Consider the following 14,820-nt stretch of genomic DNA (forward strand, 5'->3'; position numbering starts at 1 on the left):
GTATTTATTTTTTTGAGTTCAAAATTCTATCTGCCATAAGTAAAGCATTATAAGCATTTACAACTCTACCTGAAACAGATAAATCTGAAAAGGGAACTTTTATACCCGTTGGGTTTTCTCTAGATTGAGAACCTGGTTTGATAACATCGAAATTAATTTTTAAACCAGAGTTCATTAAAATATGTTTTACCTGACTTGCAGATAATTGTGGATAATAAGAACGAACCAAAGCTGCAACACCTGCTGCAGAAGGTGCAGCCATAGAAGTACCACTATTTGGCGCATATTCATCTTTTGGCATTGTAGAGTACACCTCTACACCAGGTGCAAAAACATCTACATTTATTTTGCCATAATTAGAAAAACTTGCGGGTAATTTTTCGTCGTAATGTAAACTCATTGCTCCCACAGTTAAAACATTGTCAGTAATTTCGTTTAATAAATCTTTAGAATCGTTTGGATAGGTTTTATCTACATCTATATTTTTACCATCATTACCAGCTGCATTTACAATTAAAACATCATTTTTTGCTGCGTATTTTATAGCATCATAAACCCATTCTTTATTGGGTGAGTAAGCTTTACCAAAACTTGTATTGATTACTTTTGCGCCATTATCTACGGCATATCTAATTCCTAAAGCTACATCTTTATCATGCTCATCGCCATCTGGCACAACCCTAACAGGCATAATTTTTACATTTGTTGCTACACCATTTACACCTTTGCCATTGTTTCTTGTTGCTGCAACAATACCAGATACATGTGTACCGTGACTTTCTAAATCTTTAGAACCAATTACGTTATTATTTCCGTAAAATTTATCATTAATATCATATAAATTGTCTGGTAAAGATTGGCGAGCGTTAAAATCTAAATCGTAACTTTTTGCGCCATCTTGGGTTTTTAAATAATCTGCTAATTGTTTTTTATAATCTAACAAGCCTTTTTCTGTCATTCCTCTTTGTAAAAGACCTGTAACGTCTGCAATTTTTGCAGCCATAAGATCGTCTGATGGTTTTAAGGTTTTTAAAACATCTACCGTTAAATTATTTGTACCTGCTAGTTTTTTAACATCCTTAAAATTGCTTTCTATTTGATTTATTCTTTCAGCTGTTTTCTTTAAGTTTTCTATTTCTGTCTTTTTTTCTGCAGCCCTAGCTTCAAAAGTTTCTTTTAATTTTAAATATTGTTGATAGGTTTCTTTATCTTTTTCAGAAATTTCTGATGCTTTTTTATCACCAAAATTTTCCATGCCTCTTTTTACAATTCTAGTAATTTCTAATTGGTCTGCATTTACAATGGTACCATCTTTGCTTCCTAGAAAATTCCATCCATGTATATCATCTGCATAACCGTTTTTATCATCATCTATATTATTACCAGCTATTTCTTTTGGGTTGGTCCAAACAACATCTTTTAAATCTTCATGTTCTATATCTGTACCAGAATCTGCAATGGCAACAATTACTGTGGTACCTTTTTTACCTTCTAAAAATTGATAAGCTTTGTCTAAACTCATACCAGGTATAGAGTCTGTTTCTACGTCCATATGGCTCCAAGTTTGCAACTGGTCTTCTGTTAAAGTTCCTTTTTTTGCAGGAATATTTATTACGGTATCTGTACCTTTTGGTACTGGAATTGTGTTGATTGATGATTTACAACTTGCAAACAATAGGCCTGCTACAGCTGTATACATTACTGGTTTTAATACGTTCATTTCTCTCTTTGTCTTAATTAAATATGTCTGTAAATTTGAATGTTTGATCTAATCTTACTCCTTTTTCTGTATGTTTTACTGTGCAAATTTCGTGATGTGCATCGTGTTCTAAAAAAAGGTAATAATTATTGTCTGCAGCTTCGTTTAAAAAAGCGGCTTTTTCTTTAATAGTTAATAAAGGTCTTGTATCATAGCCCATTACATAAGGCAGTGGAATATGCCCAACAGTGGGTAATAAATCTGCCATAAAAATAAGTGTTTTATCTTGATAGGTTAATTTTGGCAACATTTGTTTTTCTGTATGTCCATCCATAAATAAAACATCAAAACCAATTTGATCTATGGCATTTCTATGGATAAACTCTAACTGATCATTTTCTTTTATTGGGTTGATATTTTCTTTTAAAAAGGATGCTTTTTCTCTTGGATTGGGTTCTGTGGCCCATTTCCAGTGTTTATCATTAGACCAAACTTTTGCATTTTTAAATGCAGGCTGTAAAAGTGTTTTATTGACATTCCATTCAATTACACCTCCACAATGATCAAAATGTAAATGGGTTAAAAATACATCTGTAATATCATCTCGATGAAAACCAAATTTTGCCAATGAAGTATCTAAAGAAAAATCTCCAAATAAATAATAATACCCAAAAAATTTATCAGATTGTTTATTCCCTAAACCTGTATCTATTAAAATTAAACGGTTGCCATCTTCTATAAGCATACAACGCATGCTCATTTCTATTAAGTTATTGGCATCTGCAGGATTTGTTTTTTGCCAAATGGTTTTAGGAACAACCCCAAACATTGCACCACCATCTAACTTAAAATTACCTGTTTCTATTGGGTAAATTTTCATACTTCTAAATTAAAAAAATCATTAAAATAATTTGATACAAATAATTTAATGATTTATAAATAGTAAACCAAATAAACTGGTTTACAAATATGAAAAAAAAAGTGTTATTTTCTGTTAAGAAAAATCTAATTCTTAAGAAGTATAACTTGGATTTTCTACTTTATTTGTAGCAGTTTTAGAAATTTTTACGGTTTTTAAATACTTTGCAACTTTTCTAAATTTTTTATGAATTGCCAATCCTAAAACAACATTACTTTTTAACTAATTTTTACAAAAAATAAGCTTAAAACTTCTAACCTCATAATAATCATTCAAATTCAAAAACAATAAAACCTCAACTCGCCTAATATTAGCGTATTGAGGTTTTTTTGAGGTGTCTAGCGGATTCGAACCGCTGTACATGGTTTTGCAAACCATTGCCTAGCCACTCGGCCAAGACACCTTAAAATTGCTCGAAGATTTTACTTCGATTCCTAAAACAGTCATTCTTGTAAAAACAAGAATCTTAATTTAGGATTGCAAATTTACGTAAATTTATAAATTTTACAAGATTTTATTTTGCTTATCTCTTTTTTGTAAGAATTACAGCAACTTCTTCTACATTACCACCTATTGGCGGATTTATTTTTGCTACTGAAACCGTTGCTTTTCTAAGCATTTTAATTTCTTTAAAAAAACGATTTAAAATACGTTGTGCAACTTCTTCTAATAACTTAGAACGAATGGCCATTTCTTCTTTTACAATATGATTTAAATGAACATAATCTACTGTGTCTGCTAAATTATCTGTTTTAGCAGATTTTTTTAAGTCTGCTTTTACTGTAACATCTACTCTGTATTCTGATCCTATTTTGGCTTCTTCATCTAAACAACCATGGTATGCATAGAGTTTAATGTTATTTACTTGTATAGTTCCCATTTTGATATTTTTAGACACTGGTACTTGTCCTGTATTAATTTTAGTACTTAAACCTGTGAAATCTTGTAATTATTTATCTACTTTTTCCCACATTTTGTCTGTATTTAGTCTGAATGTGCCTAAATACTCAAAATTACATTGTTCTGGTGCAATAATAGATAAAAAAGGTTCTTTGTTTTTGTTATGGTATAAATGATAGTTTTCACCAAAAACTGGCTCGAAACTAAATTTTGCATTGTAAATTAAATCATTATACTCAAACTTTTGCATTAAAGCTTCGTATTCTTTTTTAACCTCGTCAAATTTAGATTTTAGTTGTTTGTTTACACGTTGTATACCATCGTTTTTCCAACTTGCTGTATTTAACGGTTTAATTACTGGCGAACTTGCAGAAGTACCATAAGGTTTTAAAGCAGCGTCATACTGCTTTGTTTCTTCATTAAAAACAACCAAATCTGGTTTTTTTGCATCGTCTTTTTTCATTATTGCAAAAATACAATATTAAATAGTTAGGAATATTATTTTGTTAAAATTTTAACGGGTAATATTTAAGAGCTCTTCACAAAATAGAGTTTATAAACGAATGAAAAGATAAACTATCAATAATAAATGAAAATAGGAATTAATTCGTAAAAAAGTCGAACACGTTGCTTATTGCACTTGTTTTGGTTTTGTAAAACTCGGTATATGTACAGCGCTCACAAGTTACGCTTGTAAATTTTTGGTTTTGGATATCGAAAATTTTTGATAATGTACCACCTGTTGCACGCATTTGACCTAATTTATAGTGTTTTGACTGGCATTTTGGGCAGGTGTAGTTTCTAATTTGATTGCTCATACTTTTGTTTGTTTCACTAATTAGTAATTATTTTTTGATTTTGTTACAATTTAAGAAGAAAAACTAACTTTTATAGACTAGCTGCGTTAGGGATTGCAATGGCATCCTTTTTATGCTAAACTTAATTCAGCAGCTATTAAATAGCAAAAAATAAGTATTTAAAAAGCAAACTGATAAAATAAATTCTGCATAAAAAGATATAATGGAAAGCCCGTTTAAACGCCCAAAAAACAATTATTATTATGTAATTTTGCATTTCAATTTATTTACAATATGTCTGAAGATAAAAAGTCGCTCAATTTTATAGAGCATATTATAGAGGAGGATTTGGCAAATGGAATGCCAAAAGAAAACTTACGTTTTCGTTTTCCACCAGAACCAAATGGATATTTGCACATTGGGCACACCAAAGCAATTGGCATTAGTTTTGGTTTAGGACAAAAATATAATGCGCCTGTAAATTTACGTTTTGATGATACAAACCCTGCAAAAGAGGAGCAAGAATATGTAGATGCAATTAAGAATGATATTGCTTGGTTGGGTTACAATTGGGCAGAAGAGTGTTATTCTTCCGACTATTTTCAGCAATTGTATGATTGGGCAATTTTATTGATTAAAGATGGAAAAGCGTATGTAGATAGCCAAACGTCTGAAGAGATGCGTGTGCAAAAAGGAACCCCTACTGAGGCTGGAACCAACAGCCCTTTTAGAGATAGATCTGTAGCAGAAAACTTGGAGTTATTTCAAGAAATGAAAAATGGTAAGTTTAATGAAGGTGAGCATACTTTGCGTGCAAAGATTGATATGAGTTCGCCAAATATGTTAATGCGTGATCCTTTGATGTACAGAATTATGTACAAAACGCATCATAGAACTGGTGATGATTGGTGTATTTACCCAATGTACGATTGGACACATGGTGAGAGTGATTATATTGAGCAAATATCGCATTCTTTGTGTTCTTTAGAGTTTAAACCTCATAGAGAATTGTATAATTGGTTTAGAGATCATGTGTATGAATACAGTTCATCTAATTTTCCTTTACCACCAAAACAACGCGAGTTTTCTCGTTTGAATTTGAGTTATACCATAATGAGTAAACGTAAGTTGCTAACTTTGGTTGAAAAAAATATTGTTTCTGGTTGGGATGACCCAAGAATGCCTACTATTTCTGGTTTACGTAGACGTGGTTACACGCCTGGATCTATTAGAAGTTTTGTAGAAACTGTTGGAGTTTCTAAACGTGAAAATGTAATTGATGTGGCTCTTTTAGAATTTAAAATTCGTGAAGATTTAAATAAAAATGCACCAAGAGTAATGGCTGTTTTAGACCCTGTAAAGGTGGTAATTACCAATTATCCAGAAGATAAAACAGAGCTTTTAGATGCTAGTTATAACGATTATGAAGAGGGTTTTGGCAGCAGAGAAGTGCCTTTTTCTAGAGAAATTTATATAGAACGAGAAGATTTTAGAGAGCAAGCAAATAAGAAGTTTTTCCGTTTAAAATTAGGGAAAGAAGTGCGTTTAAAAAACGCGTATTTTATTACTGCCAATAGCTGTACTAAAGATGCTGATGGAAATATTACAGAAATACAATGTACGTATGATCCGTTAACAAAATCTGGCAGTGGCACAGAAGAAAGCAAACGAAAAGTAAAAGGTACTTTGCATTGGGTTTCTGTAAAACACGCTGTAAAAGCAACAGTAAGAGCTTATGATAGATTGTTTTTAGATGAAGCACCAGATGCCCATAAAGACAAAGATTTTATAGAGTTTTTAAATCCGAATTCTTTAGAAATTATCAATGCTTTTGTAGAACCAAGTTTGCAATCTGCAAAGGTTGGAGAGCGTTTTCAATTTCAACGTTTAGGGTATTTTAATGTAGATGATGACTCAACAAGTGAGAATTTAGTATTTAACAAAACGGTTGGATTGCGAGATTCTTGGGGAGGAAAATAATTTTTTTAGAATAGAGAAATCTCTGGTAAAGTTATAGGTGGAAGGTTTGTTGCGAGTTCTATTAAGTTGGTAGATTCTGAAATAGAGTAAAATAGTATATTATAGATACCTGCCTTCGCGGGAATGACAAAAAAATCCGAAGTTTGTTGACTTCGGATTTTTTATGCTATAAATTCAGGGTAGAAAATCAATCTAGTTAATTACGGCGCAGGATTAGGGTTTGTGTTATGAACTGCGTTTATTTCTTTAATTATTTCATCAGATAAGTCAATATCTATAGAATTGATGTTTTCTTTTAATTGACTCATTTTTGTAGCGCCAATAATATTACTTGTTACAAATGGTAATTGATTGATAAATGCCAACGACAATTCTGTTAATGTTAGTCCGTTTTTCTTAGCAATTTCGTTGTACTGTTTTACTGCATTTTCTGGATTTGCACCCATATAACGTGCAATAAATCTTGGAAAAAGATTACCTCTAGAACCTTCTGGACTGCCACCATCTAAATACTTACCTGTTAAAACACCTTGAGCTAATGGAGAATAAGCTAACAAACCAATATTTTCTCTTAAACAAACTTCAGAAGAACCTGTTTCAAACTTTCTTAAAATTAAAGAATAGGCATTTTGGATAGTTACCGGTTGTGCTAAATTTAAGTTTCTAGCAGTTTCCATGTATTTCATCATTCCCCAAGGTGTCTCGTTAGACAAACCATAACTTTTAATTTTTCCTTGTTTTATTAAATCGTTTAAAGTTTCTATAATTCCAGCAAAATCTTCTGCCTTATTTTTGGCATTATCTGTAATAAAGTCTCTAGTTCCAAAAACGTTTACACCTCTATTTGGCCAATGCAGTTGGTATACATCTATATAATCTGTTTTTAAGCGTTTTAAACTGCCTTCAATGGCTTCTAAAATGTTTTCTTTTGTAATTCCTCCTTTTCTTATGTGTGCTGTGTAGTCTCCTCCACCAGCAATTTTAGTTGCTAAAACTACTTTTTCTCTGTTGCCTGTTTTTGCAAACCAATTACCAATAATACGTTCTGTATCTGCGTAGGTTTCTGGAGTTGCTGGAACAGGATATAATTCTGCTACATCAAAAAAGTTTACACCTTGTTCTAAGGCATAATCCATTTGTTCAAAAGCTTCTTCTTGTGTGTTTTGGTTTCCCCAAGTCATAGTTCCTAAACAGATCTTACTAACTTTTATATTGGTATTTGGTAAGTGTGTGTATTTCATATTTTAATTTGTAAACGTGTAAGTGTTTATTTGTATAAATGTTCAAAGGTTAAAAACAAAACTATAACTTATAGCTCTTAAAAACAATAAGCGTATAATTATAAAAATTATACGCTTATAGGAATATGTTATAATTGAACTTTTAAAAGCTCATTTTAATGTTAAAATTATTAATTGTTTTGTTTTCAATTTAGGTTTAAAAACTAAGCAAAATCAACTATTATAATTATTTCTGAATCGCTTCTATACCAGGTAAAGTTTTACCTTCTAACATTTCTAACATAGCACCACCGCCTGTAGAAACATAGCTTACTTTGTCTGCAAAACCAAATTGTTTAACGGCCGCCACAGAATCGCCACCACCTACTAATGAAAAAGCCCCATTTTTAGTTGCATTGTCTATAGAATGACCTAAAGCAATTGTACCTGCAGCAAAAGATTCCATTTCAAAAACACCTAAAGGACCATTCCATAAAATGGTTTTAGATTTGTTTACAATTCCATCAAAAATTTCTCTTGATTTTGGTCCAGCATCAACACCTTCCCATCCATCAGGAATTGCATTTATATCGCAAACTTGCGTATTTGCATCGTTAGAAAAATCATCAGCAGCAACTACATCTACAGGAATATGAACTTGAACTCCTTTTGCTTTTGCCTGCTTTAAAATATCTAACGCTAATTCTTGTTTATCATCTTCGCAAATAGAATTACCAATTTTACCACCTTGTGCTTTTATAAAAGTAAAACTCATACCACCACCAATAATTAAATGGTCTACTTTGTCTAAAATATTTTCGATAACTGTAATTTTAGATGATACTTTTGCACCTCCTAAAATGGCCAATACGGGTTTTTCTGAATTGTTTAATACCTTATCTATACTTTCTATTTCTCTTGCTAATAAGTTACCAAAACACTTATTTTCTTGAAAAAATTGTGCAATAATTGTGGTTGATGCATGTGCTCTGTGAGCTGTACCAAAAGCATCGTTTACATAAATGTCTCCTAATTTAGATAATTTTTCTGCAAACCCAACGTCACCCTTTTTTTCTTCTTCATAAAAACGAAGATTTTCTAATAATAAAATTTCACCAGGTTCTAAACTAGCAACGGCTTCTTCTACTTTACTACCTATACAATCTTCTACAAATTTTACATTGCAACCAATAATGTTTACAACAGATTTAACAATGTGTTTTAAAGAAAATGCTTTTTCAAAGCCTTTTGGGCGTCCTAAATGGGACATTAAAACACAGCTTCCACCTTGTTCTAAAATATCAATTATTGTAGATTTTGCAGCTTGTATTCTAGTAGTATCTGTTACTTCAAATTTATCATTTAAAGGCACATTAAAATCTACACGAATAATTGCTTTTTTATTTTCGAAATTAAAATCTTTTAGTGTTTTCATTTTTTGGTTCTTCTATTTTTAACAAAAATACCGATTTCTTTAGGTTTTAGAAAACCCAATGCTTAAAAGTTAAGATAACGTTTGCGTAATTTTAAATGCTGATAGCATTAATCATTCTTTAAATTTCTATTTTTTAAATATCTGAAAACTGTATAAATAATTAAAATTGCTCCACCCATATAAGCAAATTTATCTATCAAATAGGGTTTTGACTGGTTGGCAACTGCTATTGCAATTAGTGCCCAAGCCCCTATCAATGCAAACCCAAAAAGGTTTCTATTTTTTACCATTTTTAGATTTAGCCAGGTTGCAATTAGTATCATAATAATGGTCCATAATTGAGGTTGTATACCGAAACCATTCCAATTTATTTTTACTAAATAAGAAGAAACATTGGCGATACTTGCTACAGCTACCCAACCACTATATATAACAAAAGGAAGCACTAAAAATAATAATGTTGTTTTTGAAACTTTTGTTAATTGCATTTGATTTGCCAGTACAATTTTTAATAATGAAAAAAGTAACATGAAAATAAAAACACAAGAAAGCCCTGTATATTCATAAATCCAAGCAAAAACCCAAGCACTATTTACAACACAAGAAACAATAAACCAAGGGCCTATTTTTAATATAAAATCATCATTTTTAACTTTGACAAATAAACTTCTACCTTGATACATTATAAAACCTAAAAGGGATAAATAAATGAATCCCCAAATAGAAAAAGCGTAACCTGCTGGTGTAAAAAGAGAATTTAAATTTCTAGATATTTTACCAATAGTTGTATGGTTTAATGCGCCTGTGTTTGATAAGTAATTTACAAAAACTGTAGCTGTAAATGCTATGCTATTTCCAATTTGATATACTTTTTTCATATGGTTAAATTAGTATTTAAAAGTACAAAATTCGAAATACGTTTAGGAAAAACTTATATTTGTGCATGCTTTTCAACCAAATTATAGGTCAAGAACATATAAAAAACCATCTAAAAATTTCTGCCGAAAATGGCAGAATACCACACGCACAATTGTTTGTAGGTAAAGAAGGTAGCGGTACTTTACCAATGGCAATTGCTTATGCACAATTTTTGTTGTGTAGCTTTTCTGAAAATACAGAGGTTTGTAACTTAAAATGCGAAAAATTACAGCATCCAGATTTGCATTTTTCTTTTCCAGTTACAACAAATGACAACGTAAAAAAACATCCTGTAAGTAATTTGTTTTTAGAAGATTGGCGTAACTTTATTGCAGAACAACCTTATGCTAGTTTGTTTAATTGGCTACAATATATTGGCGTAGAAAATAAGCAAGGTAATATTGGTGTAGATGAAGCAGAAGATATTGTAAAAAAACTACAATTAAAGTCTTACGAAGGTGGGTTTAAAGTGATGATTATTTGGATGGCAGAAAAAATGAATATTGCTGCTGCCAATAAACTTTTAAAGCTAATTGAAGAGCCACCAAATAAAACAGTTTTTATTTTAGTTACAGAAAATGAAGAGCAAATCATCAACACCATAAAGTCGCGTTGTCAGGCATTACATTTTCCTGTTTTGGCAGAACAAGATATTGCAAAAGCATTAACGGAAAGAGAAAATTGTGCTGAAAATGAGGCTGCAAAAATTGCACATCAAGCAGAGGGTAATTATAATAAAGCCCTTCATTTAGTGCGCAACGATTCTTCTGATTTGATTTTTGAAGAATGGTTTATAGCTTGGATTAGAACCGCTTTTAGGGCCAAAGGAAATGCTGCTGTTGTGCAACAACTAGTTTCTTGGTCAGAAACCATTGCAAAAACAGGACGTGAAACTCAAAAACGTTTTTTAGAATATTGTTTGCAGTTTTTTAGACAAGCATTGTTGTTAAATTACAAATCTGAACAGTTGGTCTTTATGGAAACAAAAACGGGTTTCGATTTGTCTAAATTTGCACCTTTTGTGCATGCTGGGAATATTTTAAATATCGAGAAGGAGTTAAATGATGCTATGTATCATATAGAAAGAAATGGAAACGCAAAAATTATTTTATTAGATCTTTCTATGAAATTAACGCGTTTTTTACATCAAAAAGAAGAGCAGGTTTAGATTAAAAAAGTTCTCGATACAATTTTTGATTTCGTTTTCACTTCATCAAAAATTACTCGAACTGACAAACTCATAAATCATATCTTTTTCTCAACACGTTTGGCAACATACAAATCTGCAATAGTAGGGTTTTCTGGCCAAGATTTTATTGGTTCAAAAACATCACCAGCTTTTACAAACCCTGTTTGTAAGACTTTAAAATACACACCACAAAAAGTGGTGTTCCAAAATTGTTTTACAATTTTCATGTTATTAAAACGGATGCCTAATTTATAACAGGGATTTCTTTGCACTGTAGCTTCTAAAATAGCAGTACCCACTTTAAAAGTATCTCCTTGATGAATTTTGGTTTCGTCTAAATCATCAATAGTTAAATTCTCACCAAACATACCATTTTGCCAATCTAAATCTGGATAATTTGGTTTAAAAAAGCTGTAGTGTTTTAAAGAATAACCATAAATGGCTTGTAATATGCCTCCATGATGTTTTCTATCAGAAATCTCATCACCTTTTACTTCTTCTATATCTAAAAAAATAGGTTTGTTTACTGGAAATTTAAAAATACCTGTAGTTACTTTTTTGCCTTTCCAGTTTATTTCTTTGGGTTCTCCAATATTTGTTGAAATTATTTTCAAAAATCTATTTTTTAAATTTTGTCAATGCTTTTTTTGTAAAATCAGACAGTACTAACTCACCAGAAACTGCGGCTCTTTGTGCCAATAAAGTATTCCAATTTTCGGTTCCTTCCCACAAAGCTTTTTTCATTTCTGATAAAGCATCAGGATTGTAAGAAGCTAATTTTTGTGCAAGTAAATCTACTTCTTTATCTAATTCTTTTAAAGTTTCAAAAACTTTGGCGTACAAACCTTTTTCTTTAGCCCAATAAGCATTTTTCCAACTTGTGGCATCTAACGTAAGTTCTGCTGTACCAGCAACACCTATTTTTCTAGAAACCGCAGGTTCTATAACAAAAGGACCAATACCAATGGTAAATTCTGATAATTTTATAGCAGCATGTTCTGTTGCTAAAACATAATCGCAAGCTGCTGCTAACCCAACTCCACCACCAACTGTTTTACCTTGAATTCTTGCTATTACCAATTTACCACAAGTTCTTATGGCATTTATTACGTTTGCAAAACCTGCAAAAAATTGTTTGCCTTCTTCTAAATTAGAAATGGCTACCAATTCATCAAAAGAAGCACCAGCACAAAAAGCTCTTTCACCTTCCGATTTTAAAACAATTACAGCAACATCATCATTATTACCAACAGTAAATAACTCTTTTGTGAGTCTTTCTAACAGTTCACTTGGAAAAGAATTACTAGCTGGATGCCCAAACTCTATAGTTGCAATATTAGTTTGAATGTTGGTGTATAAACTTCCGTTTTGTCTTGAGGTGGTCATAAACGTATCTTTTTGTAAAAATATGATTTAATTCTTAATAGTTCTCGATACATTTTTCTTCATACCTAAGAAAAGTACTCGAACTGATCGGAACATTAATCATTATTTATTAATGGCAAAAACTTGCTTCTAAATTTAAAAACTAATGGCAATCCTCTTGCTAAAATCCAAAATGTAAAAGCAATCCAAATGGCAATTAGTTTGTAATCTAAATAATCAAAAATTAATAATGTTGGTAAAAAAACCAAGCCAGTTGCTAAAATTAGTAAGTTTCTTAAATATTTCATTTCGCCCATTCCTTTAAACATTCCATCAAAAATAAATGTAATAGAATTTATAGGTTGGGTTATTAAAACAATCCAAAAAATGGTATAAAATTGCTCTAAAACAGCTGGTTCTTGGGTAAATATTTTTCCTATTGAATTGTAAAATAAAAAACCTATTGCTGCCATAATTGTGCCAGTTACTACACCATATTTAAATAGTTTATTACTTAAACTAATAAGTGCTTTGTAATTATTTGCCCCTAATAATTTACCAGATAAAATATTGCCTGCGCTAGCATAACCATCTATCATAAAAGCAGCTAATAGCCATATATTTAAGCTAATAGTATAGGCGGCAATATAGGCGGCACCATAACCTGTTGCGTAAGAAGTGGCAAAATAAAGCGCCACATTTAAGGCTATAGTTCTTATAAAAAGATTACCAATCATGCCTAACAATCTTGGTATTTCTGGATGAATATCAAAAGACAATTTTAAAGAAATAGATGTTTTTTTTATCAATAAAACCAAAGAAATAATAGCCATTGTAATTTGTGCAATTACACTGGCATAGGCTGCTCCTTTTATATTCATTGCTGGTATAAAACCTTCTATACCATACACCAAAATAATATCTAAAACGATGTTTACACTTGCTCCTACTATAGCTATTATCATAGGATAAAAAGTGTTTTGCAAACCTCTAAACGTACCAAAAATGGCAAACACAAAAAGCGCAAAAGGAAACCCGAAAATTCTTATGTTAAAGTAATCTATGCAATAGTTTAAGATAACACCAGATGCATTATAAAATTGAAAAATCTGCTTAGAAAAAGGATAAGAAATTAGTAAAACCAATACACTACCCAAAACAACTATAGCAATAGCTTGTGCAGGTAGGCTTTTTACTTCGTTTAATTTATTTGCCCCAACATATTGAGATACAATAGAAGAAATAGCACTTCTAATTTGCCCAAACACCCAAACCAACATAGATATAAATGCGCCAACAATACCAACAGCCGCTATACTTTCGGTTGCATTTTCATCAATATTACCAATAATTGCAGTATCTGTAATAGATAAAATAGGTTCTGCTATACCTGCAATTAAAGCCGGTATTGCCAATCTATTTATGTGCTTTAGGCTGATATCTGTTGTCAAATTTTATTTTTTTACAAAGGTACACATCAAAAAACAGAAAAAATTTTATTCATTTAAAAAAATAGTAACTTTGCACCTAAAAATAAACGATTATGAAACATATTTTAGTACCTATTGGATCTACAGAAAGCGCACAAAAAACCTTGCAATATGCCATTGATTTTGCAAGTGAAATTAAAGCTAAGATTTTTGTGTTTAGGGCTTATAGTGCACAATCTAAAGCAGGTACAATTATAAATATTGATACCATTATTGAGCGCGAAACCAATTTATACTTAAGAACAATGGTAAGTGCTTGTCATCAAAAAGATGTAGAGATAAAACTAATTTCTGCAAAAGGAAGTGTTTTAGATAGTGTAGATGCTATTGATAGGGAATTGGGCATTGATTTAATTATTGTTGGTGCTAAAAGTAACTCAATTAAAGAAGGTTTATTTTTAGGAAATACTGCTGGTAGTTTGGTTAAAAAAAGTAATTTGCCAGTTTTAGCTGTGCCAGAAAACTATGTTTATCGTCCAGTTACAAGTGTATTAATGGCTTTTAAATCTGGTATTATTAAAAGTAAAACTGTTTTAAATCCTTTACAATTTATAATTGATAAATTTAAAGCCAATATAAATTTACTACTCGTAAAAACTCCAGAATATACTGAAGAAGATTTAGTATTACACAAAGATATTGAAGCATTGAAAACAACACTTACAGTTACAGAAAATGCTACTACTTTTCAAGGGGTTTTAGAACATATTAAAACGCATAATCCAGATATGTTGTGTGTGTTTAGGCGTAATAGAGGGTTTTTTAAGAAGCTTTGGGAAAAAAATACAATTTTAAAAGAGGAGTTTAACTCTAAAGTTCCTTTATTGGTTTTAAAAGGGAAGTAGATTTTATTTTATTTCTTTAAAAGATAAAGGCTCAAAAGGATAATCAAAAGCACAAAATTTAAT

Annotated in this window: 14 protein-coding genes and 1 tRNA gene; 3 read left to right on the forward strand and 12 right to left on the reverse strand. The window is 31.0% G+C overall.

Translation table 11 applies throughout. The features are described 5' to 3' along the window. Positions 1-4: 4 nt before the first annotated feature. From AC2D6T_RS00835 to AC2D6T_RS00860, 6 genes are all read right to left on the reverse strand, one after another. Positions 5-1,720: a S8 family peptidase gene (locus AC2D6T_RS00835; protein ID WP_484680141.1), complete on the reverse strand. Its 1,716-nt coding sequence runs from the start codon at positions 1,718-1,720 to the stop codon at positions 5-7. A 13-nt stretch (positions 1,721-1,733) separates the two neighbouring features. Beyond that, on the reverse strand, positions 1,734-2,579 hold the full coding sequence (locus tag AC2D6T_RS00840) for an MBL fold metallo-hydrolase (protein WP_484680142.1): 846 nt from the start codon (positions 2,577-2,579) through the stop codon (positions 1,734-1,736). Between the two features lie 371 nt (positions 2,580-2,950). After that, a tRNA-Cys gene (locus AC2D6T_RS00845) sits at positions 2,951-3,021 on the reverse strand. A gap of 120 nt (positions 3,022-3,141) precedes the next feature. Further along, complete coding sequence (gene folB / locus AC2D6T_RS00850; protein ID WP_298946239.1) at positions 3,142-3,498, reverse strand: dihydroneopterin aldolase; 357 nt, start codon at positions 3,496-3,498, stop codon at positions 3,142-3,144. Positions 3,499-3,567: 69 nt separating this feature from the next. After that, the gene (locus AC2D6T_RS00855; RefSeq protein ID WP_298946242.1) at positions 3,568-3,981 is read right to left on the reverse strand and encodes a DUF2452 domain-containing protein; all 414 of its coding nucleotides are present in this window, start codon (positions 3,979-3,981) and stop codon (positions 3,568-3,570) included. A 139-nt stretch (positions 3,982-4,120) separates the two neighbouring features. After that, on the reverse strand, positions 4,121-4,336 hold the full coding sequence (locus tag AC2D6T_RS00860; protein ID WP_298946244.1) for a zinc ribbon domain-containing protein: 216 nt from the start codon (positions 4,334-4,336) through the stop codon (positions 4,121-4,123). Between the two features lie 273 nt (positions 4,337-4,609). Here AC2D6T_RS00860 and AC2D6T_RS00865 point away from each other — a divergent pair, with 273 nt between their 5' ends. After that, positions 4,610-6,295: a glutamine--tRNA ligase/YqeY domain fusion protein gene (locus tag AC2D6T_RS00865; protein WP_484680143.1), complete on the forward strand. Its 1,686-nt coding sequence runs from the start codon at positions 4,610-4,612 to the stop codon at positions 6,293-6,295. A 200-nt stretch (positions 6,296-6,495) separates the two neighbouring features. On the opposite strand, the gene AC2D6T_RS00870 is transcribed toward AC2D6T_RS00865, so the two are convergent. The 3 genes from AC2D6T_RS00870 to AC2D6T_RS00880 all read right to left on the reverse strand — a co-directional run bounded on the left by AC2D6T_RS00870 (position 6,496) and on the right by AC2D6T_RS00880 (position 9,828). Continuing rightward, a complete protein-coding gene (locus tag AC2D6T_RS00870; RefSeq protein ID WP_484680144.1) occupies positions 6,496-7,536 on the reverse strand; it encodes an aldo/keto reductase in 1,041 nt (346 codons plus the stop codon). 226 nt (positions 7,537-7,762) lie between these two features. Further along, complete coding sequence (locus AC2D6T_RS00875) at positions 7,763-8,950, reverse strand: phosphoglycerate kinase (protein WP_484680145.1); 1,188 nt, start codon at positions 8,948-8,950, stop codon at positions 7,763-7,765. Between the two features lie 107 nt (positions 8,951-9,057). Continuing rightward, positions 9,058-9,828: a tryptophan-rich sensory protein gene (locus AC2D6T_RS00880; RefSeq protein ID WP_484680146.1), complete on the reverse strand. Its 771-nt coding sequence runs from the start codon at positions 9,826-9,828 to the stop codon at positions 9,058-9,060. Positions 9,829-9,893: 65 nt separating this feature from the next. Here AC2D6T_RS00880 and AC2D6T_RS00885 point away from each other — a divergent pair, with 65 nt between their 5' ends. Next, a complete protein-coding gene (locus tag AC2D6T_RS00885; RefSeq protein WP_484680147.1) occupies positions 9,894-11,036 on the forward strand; it encodes a DNA polymerase III subunit in 1,143 nt (380 codons plus the stop codon). Between the two features lie 77 nt (positions 11,037-11,113). Here AC2D6T_RS00885 and AC2D6T_RS00890 read toward each other — a convergent pair whose 3' ends face one another. The 3 genes from AC2D6T_RS00890 to AC2D6T_RS00900 all read right to left on the reverse strand — a co-directional run bounded on the left by AC2D6T_RS00890 (position 11,114) and on the right by AC2D6T_RS00900 (position 13,873). Continuing rightward, the gene (locus AC2D6T_RS00890; protein WP_484680148.1) at positions 11,114-11,671 is read right to left on the reverse strand and encodes an MOSC domain-containing protein; all 558 of its coding nucleotides are present in this window, start codon (positions 11,669-11,671) and stop codon (positions 11,114-11,116) included. A 4-nt stretch (positions 11,672-11,675) separates the two neighbouring features. Continuing rightward, positions 11,676-12,443, reverse strand: coding sequence for an enoyl-CoA hydratase/isomerase family protein (locus AC2D6T_RS00895; RefSeq protein ID WP_484680149.1), 768 nt, complete (start codon positions 12,441-12,443; stop codon positions 11,676-11,678). Positions 12,444-12,538: 95 nt separating this feature from the next. After that, positions 12,539-13,873 carry an MATE family efflux transporter gene (locus AC2D6T_RS00900; protein WP_347186833.1) on the reverse strand — a complete coding sequence of 445 codons (1,335 nt, stop codon included), beginning with the start codon at positions 13,871-13,873 and terminating at the stop codon, positions 12,539-12,541. 92 nt (positions 13,874-13,965) lie between these two features. Between AC2D6T_RS00900 and AC2D6T_RS00905 the strand changes: the two genes are divergently transcribed. Further along, positions 13,966-14,757, forward strand: a complete 792-nt coding sequence (locus AC2D6T_RS00905) for a universal stress protein (RefSeq protein WP_347186832.1) — start codon at positions 13,966-13,968, stop codon at positions 14,755-14,757. The last annotated feature ends 63 nt before the right edge of the window (positions 14,758-14,820 follow it).

It is taken from the genome of Polaribacter sp. YIW18, from assembly GCF_057219325.1.